The sequence below is a fragment of the Rhodococcoides navarretei genome, from assembly GCF_038069675.1.
Taxonomy (GTDB): domain Bacteria; phylum Actinomycetota; class Actinomycetes; order Mycobacteriales; family Mycobacteriaceae; genus Rhodococcoides; species Rhodococcoides navarretei.
Window position 1 is genome coordinate 3508939 of the sequence record NZ_JBBPCN010000001.1, and the last position, 21094, is coordinate 3530032.

The window sequence follows — 21094 nt, forward strand, 5'->3', positions numbered from 1 at the left end:
ACAACCGGCGAGCTCGGTATTCGTCACGACGACGCGATCACCGATTCCGCCCGTTCGATCAACGATGCCAGAGCGGTGGTGAGCCCCTCCGCACCGAGGGCGGGCAAGATACCCGGAATCAGCGCCGACAGAGTGACGGTCACCAGGGCCTGCGGCTTCATCGCAGAACCCATCGTTGCCGACATCTGTGCCAGCTTGGCGTGTAGCGCAGCGAAATCGACTGCCGTCGACTCGTGTTCGACGGCCACCGCGTCGGGTGCGACGGTGGCTGCCCGGGCAATCAGTTCGGGCAGATCGTCGACCGTCTTGGGCTTGGCTCGCGGCGCGAACTCGGCCTTCTCCTCCTCCGAGAGGATGTCGATGGACCGCAGCACCACATCCGGATCCGAGACGACAGCGGTCAGAATCCGCAGCAACCGATCGGCGAACGTCGCGATCGACGACTCGTCGAAGATCGACGTCGCATACGTGAACGTCGCCTCGATGTCGCCCAATGCGCCGGTGTCGTCGAACCTTTCGACGGCGGTCAGCTGCAGATCGAACTTGGCCTGGTCCTCGCCTGCGGGCAACGCCTGCACCTGCAGACCTGGCAGCTCGAATGTCCCGGTCACGTGATTCTGGAATGTCAGCATCGCCTGGAACAGCGGTGTGTAGGCATTCGACCGCACCCGGCCCAGTGCGTCCACGAGCCGCTCGAACGGGACGTCCGCATGCCCGAACGCTGCGAGGTCCTTGTCCTTCGCCTGCTGCAGCAGATCTACGAACGTGCCGCCCTGATCGAGTCGAGTACGCAGCACGAGCGTGTTGACGAACATACCGACCAACTCGTCGAGCTGCTGTTCACCGCGACCTGCTGTCGGTGTGCCGATACTGATGTCGGAGGAGTTGCTCAGCCTCGACAGCAGCACCGCGAAAGCACTGTGCACCACCATGAATGTCGTCGCAGCGTGCTCTCGAGCGATCTTCTCGATCGCCGACGCGATATCGGAGCCGAACGAGAACTCGTAGGAGGCACCCTGCATCGTCGGACGAGCCGGTCGCGGTCGATCCAGCGGCAGCGCCAGCTGTTCCGGTGCCCCGGCCAACTCGGTCGTCCAGTACGCCAGTTGCTTCGCGAGCGGACTCTCGGGATCGCTCTCGCTGCCGAGCACGTCACGCTGCCACAGCGCGAAGTCCGCGTACTGGACCGGTAGCGGCGTCCATGTCGGCGTGTCCCCCGCAACCCGAGCGGTGTACGCCACCATGACATCGCGGATCAACGGGCCCATCGAGAAGCCATCGGCGGCGATGTGATGCGCCACCACCGCGAGGACGTGTTCGTGCCGGCCGACCTGCAGCAGTGCGGCCCGAACCGGAACGGCCTTCGTGACGTCGAAGCCGGCGGAGAGAACTTCGGTCAAGCGCGCGATCACTGCATCCGGCTGCACCGGCTCCGGAGTCAGATCCACCCCCACCTCGGCGACGGAACCGATCTGCTGGACCGGGCCGTCCGCAGCATCGGGGTACGCCGTGCGCAGGATCTCGTGGCGGGCGAGTACGTCCTCGAATGCCCCGCGCAGAGACTCGATGTCGAGCTCGCCGGTGAGCCGGACTGCAACAGGGATGTTGTATGCCGAGGAACCGGGGTCGATTCTGTTGATCGTCCACATTCTTTCCTGGGCGATCGACAACGGAAGGAGGTCGGGACGCTCCCGAACGGTCAGTTCCCGGCGCGCGCCGCCGCCCACGAGCGGAGCGATGTGAGCGGCCAGGCCCCCAACGGTGGACGCGGCGAACACTGCTCGCACCGGAATCTGGGCGTCCAGCGCTTGACCCAGCCTCGACACCAATTGTGTTGCGATCAAGGAGTTTCCACCGAGCGCAAAGAAGTCGTCGTCGAGACCGGCGCGGTCGATACCGAGCAACTCCGCCACGATGTCGGCAACGATCTCCTCGATCGGGGTGACCGGGGCGCGGAAGTCGGCAACCTCGAACTGCGGTGCCGGAAGTGCCCGTCGATCCAATTTGCCGTTGGTGTTGAGTGGGAGAGCATCAAGGACGACGAACGCTGCAGGAACCATGTACGACGGCACGGCGCGGGCGAGTTCGGTCTCGACACTCGCAACCTCGAGTACCGCTCCGGACTGTCCGACGACGTAGGCGACCAACTGATCACCCATGGATTCGCCGGTGTGCACCACGACGGCGGTGTCGGCCACCGCTTCCTGACTGCGCAGGGCGGCTTCGATCTCACCGAGTTCGATGCGGAACCCGCGAATCTTGACCTGGAAGTCGGCGCGCTCGATGTACTCGAGTCGAGCCGCCGCCGGTGCACCGTCGACGAGCGGAACGCGCCAGCGGACGAGGTCGCCCGTGCGATACATCCGCGTGCCGTTCGCGTCGAACGGATTCGCCACGAACCGTTCGGCGGTGAGGTCTGCTCGACCGAAATAACCTCGCGCCAGTTGCACACCGGCGAGATAGAGCTCTCCGGTGACTCCGGCAGGAACCGGATGCAGGCGAGAGTCCAGCACGAACACTGCGGTGTTCGCCTCGGGCACACCGATGGGCACTGCGGCCGTGTCGGCATCGGTGACCGGATGCGCGGTCACCGACACTGCTGCCTCGGTCGGACCGTAGAGGTTGTGCAGCTCGGCAGAACCGTTGTGCCGCCGGAAATCCTGGGCCACCGCTGCGGGGAGTGCTTCGCCGATCGCCAGGACGCGTCGCAGATCGGGTGACAACTCGCCCGCGGCCACGGTGCCGAGCATCGACAGCATCGACGGCACCAGATGCAGCGTCGTCACTGCGTGCCGACGGATCAGCGTGAGCAGGTAATCGGGATCGCGATGTCCCTCCGGGTTCGCGACGACGAGTCGCCCTCCCGAGGTCAGCTGCGACCAGAACTCCCACACCGACAGGTCGAAGGTCGCTGCGGTCTTGAGCAGAGACGCATCGGTCTCGTCGAGGCCGTACTCCGCACGCAACCAGTTCAGCTGGTTGACGACGGCACCGTGCGAGACCGCAACGCCCTTGGGTCGGCCGGTCGAGCCGGACGTGAAGATGACGTAGGCCGTGTTGTCGGCCGAGAGCTCGGTTCGGCGCTCGGAGGCCTCCACCGGCGCGGGCGAGTAGCCCGCGAGATCGAGCTGCGTCAGATCGACAACCGTTGCTGCAGAGGAGATCTCCGAACCGACGGCACCGGATGTCAGTACGCACAGCGGAGCTGCGGTCTCCAGCACGAGCGCGTTGCGCTCGGCCGGCTGATCCGGATCGATCGGCACGTACGCCCCGCCCGCCATGGCGATGGCGTACATGCCCACCAGAAGATCCACCGAACGTCGAATAGCAAGGCCCACGGGCACTTCCGGTCCGACACCCCGGTCGATCAGGTGGCGGGCCAGTCGCGACACCCGCTCGGAGAACTCGCCGTACGTCAGCGTGCCGTCGTCATGGACGAGTGCAACAGCATCGCGATCGTGCTCGGCAGAGGCGACGAAGAGCTCGGGCAACGTTGCCGCGCCGGCGACGCCGAACTCATGGTCGGTGGCGTTCCACGCGTCGACGATGGCGGGTAGCTCACCGTCGAGGAACAGATCGAGGTCGCCGACCGGGGTCGACGGCGATGCCGCGACGGCGTCGAGAACGGCCTCGAAGCGCGCCACGAGCGAGCGAGCGGTGCGTTCGTCGAACAGATCGGTCGCGTAGGTCAACAACGCATCGAAGCCGCCCGGTGCCTGGTCGTCGTGCTGGGCCTCGTCGTGCTGGGCCTCGTCGTCGCGCGGGGCGTCGGAGACGATGAGGTGCAGGTCGAACTGCGACGTTCCGGTCTCGGTGTCGAGTGCGGAAATCTCCAGCCCGTCGAGCTCGAATTCTCGGCGCGCGAAGTTCTGGAACGAGAAGCCGACCTGGAACAACGGATGACGCGCCGTCGACCGGGTGGGGTTGACGACCTCGACGAGCCGCTCGAACGGTATGTCGGAGTTGGCGAAGGCCTGCAGATCGGTTTCTCTGGCCGCGTCGAGAAGGTCCTCGAAGCTCGCTCCGGCCGCCACGTCGAGCCGCAGCACCAACGTGTTCACGAACATGCCGACGAGGTTTTCGATCTCCGCTTCTCCACGACCCGCGATGGGGGTTCCGACGACGATGTCCGGCGATCCCGACATACGCGAGAGCAGCACGGCGAACGCCGCGTGCACCGCCATGAACACCGTCGCGTTGTGCGCGCGTGCCAGTTCGGTGAGGCGAGCGTGCGCGGCCGCGTCGATCCGGAAATCGACGCGGCTGCCCCGGAAGGTCTGTTCGGCGGGGCGTGGACGATCGAGCGGTAGTTCGATCTGCTCGGGCAACTCGGCCAGAGCATTCTCCCAGTACCGAATCTGCTGCGCAGCAATCGATTCCGGATCTTCCTCGGACCCGAGAACCTGGCGTTGCCACAGCGCGTAGTCGGCGTACTGCACCGGCAGAGGTGCCCACGCCGGATCGGAACCGCGGGTGCGCGCGGCATATGCGGTCATGACGTCGGTGGACAACGGCATCACCGACAGACCGTCGGCACTGATGTGGTGGATGACCATACCGAGTACGAATTCGGTGCCCGAAACTCGGAAGAGCGCGGTCTTCAGCGGAACCTGGGTCGTGACGTCGAATGTCGCCGACAGGAGTTCCAGAACGCGAGCGGTCACCGACTCCGCGTCGGTGTCGATCACCTCGAGGGTGGTGGGCACCTCCGACATCGGCACTATCACCTGATGCGGGCCCTCGGGAGAATCGGGGTACACCGATCGCAGAGTCTCGTGACGCTCGATCACGTCGGAGACGGCACGCTGCAACGCGTCGACGTCGAGACGCCCGCTGAGCCGGAGCGCGAACGGGATGTTGTACGCCGTGGACTCGGAGTCGAAGCGGTTGAGGAACCACATCCGCTGCTGCGCGAGCGAGAGCGGCACTCGGCTCGGTCGCGTCGATGCCATCAGCGCCGGACGCGCGCCTGCGCCCGAACCCTGCTCGACCCGCGCTGCCAGAGCCGCGACCGTCGGTGCCTCGAACAGAGCACGGACGGGAACAGTCGTGTCCGCTGCGGCACCCAGCCTGGACACCACCTGTGTTGCCACCAGCGAATTGCCGCCGAGCTCGAAGAAGTCGTCGTCGAGACCGACGCGTGCGACGCCGAGAACGTCGGCGAAGACGCCGGCGACCATCTCCTCGACGGGAGTGGTCGGTGGTCGGAACTCACGGGTGCGCGCAGCCGGCTCGGGCAGGACTCGTCGGTCGAGCTTTCCGTTGGCGGTCAGCGGAATCGCGTCGAGCACGACGAAGGCCGAGGGCACCATGTACTCGGGGAGGTTCTCCCCCACCGCTGCCCTGACGGCATCGGTATCGACAGTGGAGTCGGCTGCAGGAACCACGTATGCGACCAGCCGGGTGGCACCTGGCGAGTCCTCACGCACGATCACCGCTGCCTGGCCGACGGCAGGAGCAGACGCAACGGCGTTCTCGACCTCGCCCAGCTCGATGCGGAAACCGCGGATCTTGACCTGATCGTCGGCGCGTCCGACGAACTCGAGTTCGCCGTCGGTCGACCACCGCGCGACATCGCCGGTGCGGTACAGCACGGATCCGTCGCCTGCGAAGGGATCGGCGACGAACCTCGTCGCACTCAACCCGGCTCGGCCGAGATATCCGCGTGCGACCTGGCCACCGGCGACGTACATCTCCCCCGGTACGCCCGCGGGCACCAGCGACAGACGCGAGTCCAGTACATATACCGAGAGTCCGGAGATCGCACGACCGACAAGGGATCCCGATGCCGTGGCAGCGGACTCCGAGTCCAGCGCGCGATACGAGACGTGAACCGTGGTTTCCGTGATGCCGTACATGTTGACCAGCTGCGGAGAGCTGTCACCGTGGCGATCGAACCAGCCCGCCAATCGCCGCAGTTCCAACGCTTCACCACCGAAGACGATGTACCGCAACGAGTACTCGGCCGCTGTCCCTACAGTGCGATCAATCTGATCGAACTGGTAGAACGCGGACGGCGTCTGATTGAGAACGGTCACTCGCTCACGAACGAGCAACTCGCGCAATGCTTCCGGCGACCTGGAGGTGAAGTAGTCGACCACGACGACGGTGCCGCCGGTGGTGAGCGGGCCCCACAGCTCCCAGACCGAGAAGTCGAACGCGAACGAGTGGAACAGTGTCCACACGTCGTCGCGACCGAAGTCGAAGTGGCGCTGCGTGTTCGCCAACAGCCGCACGACGTTGCGATGCGGGATCAGAACGCCCTTGGGCTTACCCGTCGAGCCCGAGGTGTAGATGACGTATGCGGTCGAGGCCGCCGTCGCGGGAGTCGGGTCGTCTGCCTGCGCGTCGTCCTGGGTCGAGGCGGTGTCGATGTCGATCCTGGGCAATCCGGTCGGAAGCGCAACCTCCACACCGGACCACGTCAGCACGGCCACCGGTCGAGAATCTGCGAGGACGAATTCGATGCGGTCGGCCGGGTAGGACGGATCGATGGGGACGTAGGCACCCCCGGCTTTGAGCACGGCGAGCAACGCAACGACGAGATCGGCGGTGCGCGGCAGCACGACGGCCACCAGCGACTCCGGCGTGACCCCCTGAGCGGCAAGCGTTCTCGCCAACACCGTCGAGGAATCGTCTATCTCGCGGTAACTCCGGGACACGCCTTCGAAGACCACGGCGGGTGCGTCGGGGTCCTCGGCCACCCGAGCGGCGAAGAGGTCGACGATGGTATCGAGCGAATCGGCGACGGCCGGTGCGTCCTGGGCGAGTGCGAGCACCCGACCACGTTCGCTGTCGTCCATCACCGAGACGTCGCCGATGCGCTGACCCGGATCGGTTGCCACGGACTCCAGGACGCGAACCAGGCGTTCCCCGAGTGCGCGCGCCGTGCTGTCGTCGTACAGGTCGCGGGCGAAGGTGACGTCGATGGTCATGCCGCCGTCGACGTGGTTCTCGGTGAACGTGAACTGAACGTCGAACTTGGCCGTCTCGATGTCGAGATCGACTCCGCGCACGTTCAGACCGGGCAGTTCGAGTTCGGTCTGCTCCATGTTCTGCACGGTGAGCATCACCTGGACCAGTGGGTGACGAGCCGCCGACCGCGGTGGATCGAGCACCTCGACGAGCCGCTCGAACGGCACCTCTGCGTGGGCGAACGCCGACAGGTCGCTCTCGCGTGCCCGAGCAAGAAACTCGTCGAACGGTGCGCCGTGATCGATGTCGGTCCGCAACACGAGCGTGTTGACGAACATCCCGATGACGTCGTCGAGGGCTGCTTCACCGCGGCCCGCGACCGGGGTACCGATCGCGATGTCGGTCTCACCGGACAGTCGGGCCAGCAGCACGGCGAGCGAGGAGTGCAACACCATGAACAGTGAGCTCTGGTTGGCGCGAGCAACGTCCCCGAGCCTGCCGTGGGTGTCGGCATCGAGTGTGAGCGTGATGTTGCCGCCCCGATACGACGACCTGTCCGGGCGCGCGCGATCGCCGGGGAAGGTCACCTCGTCCGGGAGTCCCGACAGGGCCCGAGTCCAATGTCGGATCTGGTTGGAGACCGGTGACGTGGGATCGTCCTCGGAGCCCAGAACGGATTGCTGCCACAGGGTGTAGTCGACGTAGCGAACGGCGAGCGGAGCCCACCCGGGCTCGACACCCGCGCTGCGGGCGGCGTACGCGACCATCAGATCCCGAGTCATGGGGCCGACCGAGAAGCCGTCTGCGGCAATGTGATGGGTGACGAACGCCAGGACGTGGCGATCCGAGTCCAGCTCGAACAGCTCGGCACGCAACGGCGGCGCAGCGGTGACATCGAACCCACCCATGGCCAGCGCCGCCAACGCGGACGGCAGTTCGGCAGTGGTGGTAGCCGTCGGCACCAGATCGGGGACCACCTGATCGGCCGGGACGATCACCTGAGAGGCGACACCGTCGACCTCCGGGTAGACCGTTCGGAGCGACTCGTGCCGCTCGATCACGTCGGCCACTGCCGCGCGCAGAGCGGAGATGTCGAGATCGCCGCTGAGCTCGATGGCGACGGGGAGGTTCTCCGTCGCGGACTCGGGATCGAACCGATTGAGGAACCACATCCGGCGCTGCGCGAGGGAGAGCGGTACCAGATCCGGCAGATCGGTACGCACGAGGGGTATTCGACGGCCCGAACCGGAGAGCTCGTCGAGCTTGGCCGCCAGTGCCGATACGGTCGAGGCCTCGAAGATCGTCCGAACGGTCACCGTGGTGTCGAGTGCCGCACCGATTCTCGACGCCACCCTCGTGGCGACGAGCGAGTTGCCGCCCAGGGCGAAGAACTCGTCGTCGGCACCGACGACATCGATACCGAGGACATCGCGGAACACCTCTGCCACAACAGTTTCCGACGTGGTGGCCGGTGCACGGAAAGCACGCTGCTCGATGTTGGGCTCCGGCAGAGCGCGACGATCGAGCTTGCCGTTGGGCGTCAGAGGCAGCGCGTCGAGCACGACCGTCGCGGCCGGGACCATGTAGCTCGCGAGCGAGCGCGACGCGAACTCCGTCAGCTCGGCGACGTCGACGGTCCCGCCGCCCGTGGGTATCACGTAGGCGACCAGCTGATCGCCTGCGGCAGCGGTCTGCCGAACCAGAACGACGGCGGATTCGACGGACGGGTGCTTGCGCAACACGGTCTCTATCTCGCCGAGTTCGATACGCAACCCTCGCAGCTTGACCTGGAAGTCCGTGCGGCCCAGGTACTCCAACCGGCCGGAGCCGGAGGACACTGCACGCCAACGCACCAGGTCACCGGTGCGATACATGCGTCGACCCGGTTCTCCGAAGGGATCGGGAAGGAATCGATCGGCCGTCAGATCCGTTCGTCCCAGATACCCACGGGCCAGTTGAACTCCGGCGAGGTACAGCTCGCCGGCCACCCCGGGAGCGACCGGAGACAGTCGAGAGTCGAGGACGTACGTCCTGGTGTTCCACACCGGGACACCGATCGGAACGAGGTCGACGTCCGCCTCCGACACGGGATGGTAGGTGACGTCGACGGCCGCCTCGGTGGGACCGTAGAGGTTGTGCAACGCTACGCCCGGCAAAACACGTCGGAGCCGACTGCCGACCTCGGCGGGTAGCGCCTCTCCTGACGCGAACAGTGTCCGCAGAGAGGTCGCCGCAGGCGACGGAGCAGCTGCCACAACGGAGACGAAGACCTCGAGCAGCGAGGGTACGAAGTGCGCCGTGGTGACCGACTGCGCCTCGATCGTCTCGAGCAAGTACTGGGGATCGCGATGGCCGTCGGGCTTCGCGATAACCAACGTAGCGCCGATCTGCAACGGCCAGAACAGTTCCCAGACCGAGACGTCGAACGTGACGGGGGTCTTCTGCAGCACGACGTCGTCGGCGGCGAGCTCGTACTCCGACTGCATCCACAGCAGGCGGTTGACGATCGCCTCGTGCGTGACGGCCACGCCCTTGGGCTGCCCGGTCGAGCCCGACGTGAAGATGACGTAGGCGGTGTTCGACGGTGTCAGCGCACTGATTCGGTCTGCGTCGGTGATCGGAGTGTCGGAGAAGCCGGACAGATCGAGGGTGTCGATCTCGAGGACCTCGACGCCGTCGGCCTCTACCGAGTCTCGTGACGTGGTCAGCACGCAGACCGGTGCCGCGGTTCCGAGAACGTGTGCGATTCGCTCGGCCGGCTGGTCCGGATCGATCGGTACGTACGCACCACCGGCTGCGATGATCGCGTGAATTCCGACGAGCAGTTCCACCGAGCGACGGGCAGCGATGCCCACTGCGCTCTCTGGTCCGACACCGCGGGCGATCAGGAACCGCGCCAGACGAGCGACCCGTTCCTGGAATTCGCCATAGGTGAGCGTGTCGTCTCCGAAAACCAGTGCAGCGGAGGACGAATCGACCCGGCCGGCGAGCGAGGCCAACGTCTGAGCCCGGTCGAGCTCGTGCTCGGTGTCGTTCCAGTCGACCAGCACGCGCCTGCGTTCGACGGGCTCGAGCAGCTCGATGTCGCCGACCACGGTCGAAAGGTTGTCGGCCACCGCTTCGAGAACGGTGATCAGGCGCTCCCCCAGCGTGACGACCGTGGCCTCGTCGAAGAGATCGGTGGCGTAGGTGACATCGACGGTCATACCCTGCGGAGCACCGCTGGGTCCGATCGATTCCACGAACGTGAACTGCAGATCGAACAGTGCAACGAGGGTCTCGAAGTCGACACCCGAGACCGACAGTCCCGGCAGTTCCAAGTCCTTCTGTCCCAGGTTCTGGAACGCGAGCACCACCTGCACGAGGGGATGACGAGCCGTGGACCGGGCTGGGTTGAGAATTTCGACCAGGCGCTCGAACGGGACGTCGACGTGGGTCAGCGCCGACAGGTCGGTCTCGCGGGTGTCGGCCAGTACCTGATCGAACCGCCGCGCCGTATCGATCTCGGTACGCAGCACGAGAGTGTTGACGAACATACCGATCAGATCGTCGAGGGCGGCCTCACCACGACCGGCGACCGGGGTGCCGATCGCGATGTCGGCTTCACCGGACAGCCGTGACAGCAGTACCGCCAGCGAAGTGTGCACCAGCATGAACAGCGTGGCGTTCTCGGCTCTCGCGGCGTCGATCAGGTCGCGATGCAGATCCTCGTCGATGGAGAACCTCACCAGCGCACCGTTGTTCGAGGCAACGGCGGGTCGCGGACGATCCGACGGCACATCGAGCTGATCCGGCAGGCCGGCCAGAGCGGTCTTCCAGTAGTCGATCTGCTGCGAGACGACCGACTGCGGGTCGTCCTCGGAACCGAGTACTTTGCGCTGCCAGAGGCTGTAATCGGCGTAGTCGACCGGCAGCGGAGACCAGAAGGGCTCCTGGTTCAGCGAGCGAGCCGCGTACGCGTTCATCACGTCTCGGGTGAGCGGGCCGAGCGAGAACCCGTCGGCCGCGATGTGGTGGACGACGAACACCAGCAAGTGCTCGGTGGGGCTCACCTCGAACAGTCGGGTTCGGAAGGGCAGATCCTTCGAGAGGTCGAAGCCGGTGGTCGCCAGCTCTCGCATTGCATCCGCGACCTCGTGTGCGGCTATGTCGATCGGCGTCAGATCCGGTGTGGCCGAGGATGCGTCCAGGATCAGCTGGTGTGCCGTTCCGTCGGTCTCCGGGAAGACCGTACGCAGAGACTCCTGTCGGGCCACGACGTCCGCGACCGCGATCTGCATCGCGCGGCGGTCCAGCAGGCCGGACAGTCGCACGGCGATCGGGATGTTGTTGGCGGCCGATTCCACGTCGAACTTGTTGAGGAACCACATGCGCTGCTGAGCCAACGACAACGGAATGTGTTGCGGCCGCTCCTGCGGCACCAATGGCGGGCGACTGCCGGTGGCGACCAACGTGCCCAAGCGTGCGGCGAGGTCGGCAACTGTGGACGCGTCGAACAGCTCGCGCACAGCGATCCTGGTGTCCAGGGACACGCCGAGTCTCGACACCAGTTGCGTTGCGATGAGCGAGTTTCCGCCGAGCTCGAAGAAGTCGTCGTCGAGCCCGACGCGATCGACTCCGAGCACCTGGGCGAAGACGTCGGCCACGGTGCGTTCGATGTCGTTGGTCGGTTCCCGGTACTCGGTCACCTCGAAGGCGGGATCGGGCAATGCCTTGCGGTCGAGCTTGCCACTGGCACCGAGCGGGAACTCCTCGAGCACGATCAGCGTCGAGGGCACCATGTACTCCGCCAGCCGCGACCGAAGCGCAGCAAGAACGGACCCGGTGTCCACCGAGGCTCCGGCCGGTACGACGTACCCCACGAGTTGTTCGCGGCGGACCACGACGACCGCCTGAGAGATCGAGCGTTGCGCCAGCAGTGCCGATTCGATCTCGCCGAGTTCGATGCGCAGTCCGCGCAGCTTGACCTGGAAATCCGATCGCCCGACGTATTCCAGCTCGCCGTGTCGGTTCCAACGCACGACGTCGCCGGTGCGATAGAGGCGTTCTCCGCCCGGCGCGAACGGATTCGCCACGAACCGGTCGGCGGTCAGATCAGGTCGTCGCACGTACCCGCGAGCCAATTGAACACCTGCGAGATAGAGCTCACCTGCTACGCCGACAGGAGTGGGATGCAGACGCGAATCCAACACGTACACAGTGGTGTTCCACACCGGCGCACCGATGGGCATCACATCCGAATCCTCGTCCGTGACAGCGTGATACGTGACATCGACGGCTGCCTCGGTAGGGCCGTACAGGTTGTGCAGCTCCACCCCGGCGATCGCCCGTCGTAGTGCGCGGGCCGTGGTGGGGGCCAACGCCTCGCCGGATGCGAACACCATCCGCAGCGAGGCACCCGATGCCCGGCGCCGCTCGACCTCCGGTACGAACACCGACATCATCGACGGTACGAAGTGCACCACCGAAACACGTTCGCGAGCAATGACATCGAGAAGATACAACGCATCGCGATGACCGTCCGGAACGGCGATGGCCACCGACGCGCCGTTCTGCAACGCCCAGAAGAACTCCCACACCGACACATCGAAGGTCGACGGGGTCTTCTGCAACACCACGTCGTCGGCACTCAGGGCGTACTCGTGCTGCATCCACAACAACCGATTGACGATCGCGTCGTGCGAGACCCCGACACCCTTGGGCCGACCGGTGGATCCCGACGTGAAGATCACGTAGGCGATGTTCGAGGACCGCAACGGCGCGATTCGATCCGCGTCGGTCAGCGGTGCCGGAGACCACTCCGACACGTCGAGAGTGTCGATGTCGATCGTGTCGACTCCGGCGAAGTCCACGTGATCACGCGTGGTCGACAAGATCCGAACGGGTGCCGCCGTGGCCACGATGTACTCGTTGCGGTCCGCGGGCTGAGTCGGATCGATCGGAAGGTAGCCTGCCCCGGCCTTCACGATCGCATACATCCCCACGAACAGATCCAGACTTCGTCCGATCGCGAGTCCGACGAGTGAATCCGGTTGCACGCCAACCGAGATCAAATGCCGCGCAAGACGATTGGCCCTCGCGGCGAACTCCGCATACGTCAGCCGCTCGCCCTCGAACACCAACGCCTGTGCATCGGGAGTCTCGGCGACCCGGCGGTCGAACAGGTCGACGAGCGTCAGCTGCTTCGGCACCTCGTGCTCGGTGCTGTTCCACGCTGTCACGATCTGCTCGCGCTCGGTGTCGTCGAGAAGATCGATGTCGCCCACCGACACCGACGGGTCCGTCACCACCGCAGTGAGCATCCGAACGAAACGTTCGGCGAAGCCCTGGACCGTCGCCGCGTCGAACAGGTCGGTCGCGTAGGTCAGCTCGGCGGCCATGCCCTGGCCGCGACCGTCGACCCCGATGGACTCGGTGACGGTCAGCTGCAGATCGAACTTCGCCACCTCGGCGTCGAGGGCGACGCTGTCCACCGACAGACCCGGAAGATCGACGTGCGTACGAGTGAGGTTCTCGAACGAGAGCATCACCTGGAAGAGAGGGTGACGTGCCTGTGACCGGGACGGATTCAGCACCTCGACCAGTCGCTCGAACGGAAGATCGGCGTGCCCGAACGCACCGAGCGCCACTTCTCTCGCTCGCCCGATCAGCTCCGAGAACGTCCGCTCGGACTCGATGTCGGTGCGCAGCACGAGGGTGTTGACGAACATGCCCACCACGTCGTCGAGTGCCGCATCCCCTCGGCCGGCGACCGGTGTGCCGATCGCGATGTCCTCGGTGCCCGACAGCCGCGCGAGCAGCGCTGCCAAAGCAGCATGTACGACCATGAACAACGATGCGTTGTGGGTGTGGGCCAACGACGACAGGCCTTGGTGAACCTCGGCCGACACATCGAATCGGATCGACGATCCCTGGTAGGACTGCCGGTTGGGGCGCGGCCGATCAGTGGGGAGATCGAGTTGATCGGGCAGTCCGGCGAGCACGTCGGCCCAGTAATCCACCTGACCGGAAATCAGCGACTGCGGGTCGTCCTCGGAGCCGAGAACCGAGCGCTGCCACAGGCTGTAGTCGGCGTACTGCACCTCCAACGGCATCCACGCCGGGTTCTCCCAGGCGGTCCGAGAGGCATACGCGATCATGATGTCTCTGGCCAGCGGACCCATCGACCAGCCGTCGGCCGAGATGTGGTGCACCACCATGGCGATGACGTGTTCGCGAGGACCGATCTCGAAGAGGCGAGCCTGAATCGGAACGTTGACAGTCACGTCGAACGTCGTCGATGCCAGCGTGAAGACCTGCCGCTGGATGTCTGCCGCAGACGTCGGCACCGGCATCAGATTCGGCACCGTTCGAGCGGCGTCGAGGATGGACTGCTGTGGGCCCTGCGCGGTATCGGGGTAGACGGTGCGCAGGGATTCGTGCCGGTCGATCACGTCCATGATCGCAACCTGCAGCGCGGCGACGTCGAGTTCGCCGGTCAATCTCAGCGCGAACGGGATGTTGTACGCCGTGGAGTCGGCATCGAAGCGGTTGAGGAACCACATCCGCTGCTGCGCCAGCGAGAGCGGAATCTGCTCGGGTCGCACGGTCGCAACGAGCGCGGTGCGTCCACCTTCTCCGGCTGCCTGCTCGACCCGTACCGCGAGCAGCGCGACAGTCGATGCCTCGAACAACATACGGACGGGCACGGTGGCATCGAGAGCGACTCCCAGACGCGAGACCACCTGAGTGGCGATCAGCGAGTTTCCGCCAAGCTCGAAGAAATCGTCGTCCAGACCCACGCGCTCGACGCCGAGAACGTCCGCGAAGACGTCGGCGACGATCTCCTCGATCGGTGTTGTCGGGGCACGGAATTCGCGCACCTCGAACACCGGCGCGGGCAGTGCCCGCCGATCGAGCTTGCCGTTGACCGTCAGCGGAATCGCGTCGAGCACGACGAACGCCGACGGCACCATGTACTCCGGAAGCACGTCGGCGATACCGGTTCTGAGATTTTCGATGTCGACGATCGGCCGTCCCTCGACGGCAGCGGACACCACGTAGGCAACCAGTCGAGCCGCACCAGGCGAGTCCTCGCGAACGACGACGGCGGCCTGGGTGACGGTCGGCTGAGCGGTCACCACCGCCTCCACCTCGCCCAGCTCGATGCGGAACCCACGCACCTTGACCTGATCGTCCGACCGGCCGAGGTACTCGAGTTCGCCCGACGCGTTCCACTGTGCGAGGTCGCCGGTTCGGTAGAGCAGCGAGCCGGTATCGGCTCCCGACACGAACGGATTCGCCACGAAGCGAACCGAGGTCAGCTCCCGCCTACCGAGATAGCCGCGGGCGAGTTGTCCACCGGCAACGTACATCTCGCCGGGCACTCCCACCGGCACCGGGTGCAGGCGGGTATCGAGGACATAGACGCGCAGTCCAGCGATCGGCTTGCCGACCACCGAAGCGCTCGTCCCGACCGACGCTGCGGCGAGCGCCTGATACGACACGTGCACGGTCGTTTCGGTGATGCCGTACATGTTGACGAGCCGGGGCGCGCTGTCTCCGTGTCGCTCGAACCAACCGGTCAGCCTCCGCTGCTCGAGCGCTTCGCCGCCGAAGATCACGTAGCGCAGCGACAGCTCGCCTCCGGATGCGGCGGTGCGATCGGCCTCGGAGAGTTGATAGAACGCCGACGGCGTCTGGTTCAGTACCGTCACCCGCTCGTCGACCAGCAACTGGTGGAATGCCTCGGGTGACCGCGAGGTGAAGTAGTCGACGACCACGAGTGTGCCGCCGTACAGCAGAGGACCCCACAGCTCCCATACCGAGAAGTCGAAGGCGTAGGAGTGGAACATCGTCCACACGTCGTCGGCACCGAAACCGTAGACCGAATCGGTGTTGTCCAGCAGCCGAACGACGTTGCGATGCGGGACCATCACGCCCTTGGGACGACCGGTCGAACCCGAGGTGTAGATGACGTAGGCGACGTTGCCTGGCCGGACCGGACGCGTCCTGTCCTCGTCGGTGACGGGATCGCCGGATACCGACGACAGATCCACGGTGTCGAGATCGAGCAATGCTGCGCCGGTGCGAGATTCGACGTCGGACGGCAGTTCCACTCGGTCCGCACCGGAGAGCAGTACGGTCGTCGGCCGCGCGTCGTCGAGCATGTATTCGACGCGCTCGAGTGGGTAGCTCGGATCGACGGGGAGGTACCCGCCGCCGGCTTTGATCACCGCAACGAGGGCAACGATGAGCTCGGCCGACCTCGGCAGAGCCACGGCGACGAGGCTTTCCGGGCCCACGCCGTGGGAAATGAGAACACGGGCAAGGCGATTGGCCTGCGCATCGAACTCGGCGTACGTCATCGACGAATCACCGAATCGAACCGCGACGGCATCGGGGTGGCCGGCGGCCGCAGCATCGAGCAGATCCACCAGGGTCGCTTCTCGAGCGACGTCGTCTCCCGAGGCGTTCCACTGCGACACCACCGACCGGTACTCCGCAGCGTCGACGATGGCGACATCGCCGACCGGAACGGTCGCATCCGTGGTTACGGCGTCCAGAATCGCCAGGAAGCGACGTGCGAAGCTCTCGATCAGATCTGCGTCGAACAGATCCGTCGCGTACTCGAACACCGCGTCGAGGCCGGCCGGTACTCCGTCCTCCAGATGCTCGGTGAGCCACAACTGCACGTCGAACTTGGCGATGGGAACGTCGAATTCGGCCGCCTCGGCGCGTAGACCGCCGACGGTGAGTTCGCGGGACATCGCCGACTCGAGCGAGATGGCGACCTGGAACAGCGGGTGCCGAGACGTCGATCGCACCGGGTTCAGCACCTCGACGAGTCGCTCGAACGGCACGTCTGCGTGTGCGAACGCAGACAGATCGGTATCCCGAACTCGGGCCAGGAGACCCTCGAACGTCAACGCCGGATCGACCTCGGTACGCAGTACGAGCGTGTTGACGAACATGCCGACCAGATCGTCGAGCGCGGGCTCGCCGCGGCCCGCCACCGGCGCACCGATCGCGATGTCGGTGGTGCCGCTGAGCCGGGCGAGCAGCAGTGCGTACGCCGACTGCATGACCATGAACAACGAGGCGTTGTTCTTACGAGCCAGGTTCGCCAGCGAGGCGTGCAGGTGCGCCGGAACATCGACGCGCAGCTTGCTGCCTGCGTTCGAGGACACGGCGGGGCGGGGCCTGCTCGACGGCAGCGCCAGTTGGTCCGGCAGATCCTCGAGAGTCGCGCTCCAGTAAGCGATTTCGCGTGAGGCCAACGACAGTGGATCGGTCTCCGGACCGAGCACCGCCCGTTGCCACAGCGCGTAGTCGGCGTACTGGACCTCGAGCGGCGTCCACTCGGGTGCGCGGCCCTGGACTCGGCTCGAGTACGCCACCAGCACGTCCCTCGCCAGCGGGCCGAAGGACGCGCCGTCTGCAGCGATGTGGTGCAGCACCATGGCAAGTTCGTGCTCGGTCGGTGAGATCTCGAACAGGGCGATCCGGAACGGTGTGTCCACCGTGACGTCGAACCCCTTAGCGACCAGCTCGTGCAAGTGGCCGCCGAGATCCCGGCGTTCGATGCGGACCGGCACGATTGTTGCCGGAGTCCGAGCCGCCTCCAGCACTACCTGTTCGGGTGAGCCGTCCACCTCGGGGTAGACGGTGCGCAGCGTTTCGTGTCGGTCGACGACATCGGCGAACGCGGCCGACAGGGCCGGCACGTCGAGAGCTCCGGTCAGACGCACGGAGAACGGCAGGTTGTACACCGCCGTGGTGGGGTCGAAGCGGTTCAGGAACCACATACGCTGCTGGGCGGGTGAGAGCGGAATTCGCTCGGGCCGTTCCAGCGACCGGAGTACCGGGGTGTCGGCACCGAGTCGGGCCGCCGATTCGGCTCTGGCCGCCAGCGCGCCGACGGTCGGAGCCTCGAACAGCTCGCGGACGCCGAGACGAACGCCGAGAGCGCTCCCGACTCGGGTCACCAGTTGGGTGGCGATCAGAGAGTTACCGCCGAGCTCGAAGAAGTCCTCGTCCAAACCGACCTTCGAGGCTCCGAGCAAATCCTCGTAGATGCCCGCGACCACGTAGTCCGCTCGGCTCTGCGGAGCTCGGTACTTCTTGGCACTGCTGAACACCGGTTCCGGCAACGCTTTTCGATCCAGCTTCCCGCTGGTGTTCAGCGGGAGGGCGTCGAGGACGACGACCGCTGCGGGAACCATGTACGACGGCAACGCATGTCCTGCGAATTCGATCGCCGCAGCGGATTCGATGGATCGGCCCGGTGTCGCAACGACGTACGCAACCAACTGGTCGCCGGTGACCGTCTGCATCACCAGAGTCACTGCCTGCGAGATGGATTCGTGAGACAGCAGTACGGTTTCGATCTCGCCGAGCTCGATGCGCTGTCCGCGGAACTTGACCTGGAAGTCGGTTCGACCGATGTAGTCCAACACTCCGTCACTGCGCCAACGAACGAGGTCGCCGGTACGGTACATCCGCTCCCCACCGACACCGAACGGGTTGGCCACGAAGCGATCCGAGCTCAGATCCGGTCGGCCCACGTAGCCGCGCGCCAGCTGGACTCCGGCGAGGTACAGCTCGCCGGACTCGCCGATCGGAGTGGGGCGCAATCGACCGTCGAGGACGAAGGCTTTCGTATTCCATTCGGGCACGCCGATGGGTACGGTGCGGGTGTCCTGCGCACTACTGGGGTGGTAAGTGACCGAGACGGCGGCCTCGGTGGGACCGTAGAGATTGTGCAGCCCCGCGGAGCACATCGCGCGGAACGACGCTGCGGTTTCGACGGGCAACGCCTCGCCGATCACGAACACGTGACGCAGGGAACTGCAGGTGTTCGCCGGCGCGTTGGCCACGAAGACCGTCAGCATCGACGGCACGAAATCGGTGACCGTGACGCGGTGCTCGGCGATCTTGTTGGCCACGTACACCGAATCTCGGTGGCCGTCGGGGGTGGCCAGGACCATCGTCGCGCCGACCCGCAGCGGCAGGAAGAAGCCCCACAGCGAGACGTCGAAGGTGGTCGCCGTCTTCTGCAGATAGACGTCGGATGCGTTCAACGGATACTCCGCGAGCATCCATTCCATCTGGTTGTCGATTGCCGAGTGCTCGACGGCGACGCCCTTCGGCCGCCCGGTCGAACCAGAGGTGTAGATCACGTAGGCCGTGTTCGAGAGTCGCAGTGGCGCAGTGCGTTCGGCGTCCCGGATGGGTGCCGTGGAACGCGCGGTGCAGTCGACGACATCGACCGCCACGGTCTCGGTTCCGTCGGGCAGCGCGACGTCGTCGCGCGAGGAGATCAGTACGCACCTCGGCTGTGCGGAGTCCAGGATGTATGCGGTGCGATCGGCGGGGTGGTCGGGATCGATCGGTACCCAGGCACCGCCGGCCGCCACGATCGCGTACATGCCGACCACGAGGTCGAACGAACGGCGGATCGAGAGTCCGACGAGAACTTCGGGGCCGACACCCATGTCGATCAGATGGCGAGCGAGGCCGTTCACCCGAGCGGCGAGTTCGCCGTAGGTGAGTGCCTCGCCCTCGTACACGAGGGCCGTGGCATCCGGGTGCGCGGCCGCGGCGGACTCGAAGGCCGACAGCAGCGTGCGCGGATCCGTCTCGTGCTCGGTGGCGTTCCATTCGGCCACGACGAGATCGCGTTCGATACCGTCCGTCAGGGCCAGATCCCAGACCGCGTCCTTCGCTGCCGACGCGACGAACCGACCGAAGAAATCGACGAATCGTTCGTGGTTTCGTCCGGACTGCTCGGGTCCGTACAGGTTGGGGTTGGACTCGAAGTCGATGTGGGTGGTCGACCCGGCCACGCTGGTGTAGAGGTTGAGCCCGAAATCCTCGATGAGGCCGGTCGAGAGGATGTTGATGCCGCCGACCATCGATCCGAGGCGCACCTCGCCGAAGAACAGCATGATGTTGACCCATGGTCCGAAGAACGAGGCCTGACCGCTGGCCGCGCCCGCATCGCGTCGGATGTCCTCGTGTCGGTATCGCTGGTGGCGCAGTGCCCCGGAGACCTCCGCGTTGACACGTGCGAGCAGCGTCTCGACGGTGGTCTCGCTCGACACGTCGAGCCGCAGGGGTACGACGTTGGAGACCATGCCGCCGGAGCGACGCAGGACGGCGGTGGTGCGCGCGGTGACCGGGAGCGAGAGGACGACGTCCTCGCGTCCGGTCATCTGGGCCAGGTAGGCGGCGAATCCGGCGATGACGATGGTTGCCATCGTCGTGTCGGTCTCCGCCCGCAGAGCCTCGAGCTTCGTCATGGTCGCGGTGGACAGAGCTGTGCTGTCTATCTGGCTCTTCGCCGCAGGCGCAGCCGTGTGCCCGGCCAGGGTGGTGACTCCGTCGATCCCGTCGATACGCGACGCCCAGTACTCGCGGTCGGCCTCGAAGCGGCTCGAGTCGCGATAGGCCACGTCGATGTCGTAGACCTTGGTCAGGTCCGATGCCAGGTTCTTGCTCGGTTCGGTGCCCTCCACCGCTGCGGTATAGAGCTCTGCCGCTCGGTTCATGAACGTGACGGCACCGAATCCGTCGAGAACCACGTGATGCACGCGCTCGTACCAGAACCACACGTCGTCCTCGAGGCGTAGCACGGTCGCGGCGATCAGCCGGTCTCGGAGTACGTCGATCGGCGCGCTGTAATCACCGTGCATCCACGCCAGGGCGGCAGCACGTGGGTCGGCTTCGCCGCGCAGATCCAGGTAGTTCAGCGAGTCGTCGAGAGTCGGATCGACCAGCTGCCGAGGTTCGGCGTCGATCTCGACGATGCGCACGAATCCGGACTGCAGCTCGAGCGCAGCCTGGGAGGAGGCCCGACGAAGCAGCTCCACATCGAGTTCGCCGTGCAGCTCGATGTACTGGGCGATGTTCGCAGGTACCGAGGGGTCCACATGCTGCGCGAACCACATTCCCAATTGGGCCGGTGACAGGGGGAACGACGAATGCTCAGGACTGCCGACTCCGTCGTCGTGTCCAGCACCCTCCACACCTAGCGGGTCCAATCGAAGCCTCTCTTTCCCACAATCACACGCGCCCCCACCGGCCGCCGAACCGGCAGCGATCGGTGGGCACCGAACACATCGAGCAAGTCACTTACGTCGTTCTCTATTTTCTCACCGGAAACAACTCGAAGTTACCTTTCAGTACATATCCGTAT

Annotated in this window: 1 protein-coding gene; it reads right to left on the reverse strand. The window is 65.6% G+C overall.

Features of this window, described 5'->3' with window-relative positions; translation table 11 throughout:
• Positions 1-23: 23 nt before the first annotated feature.
• A complete protein-coding gene (locus AABD04_RS16480; RefSeq protein ID WP_341441816.1) occupies positions 24-20939 on the reverse strand; it encodes a non-ribosomal peptide synthase/polyketide synthase in 20916 nt (6971 codons plus the stop codon).
• Positions 20940-21094: the final 155 nt, after the last annotated feature.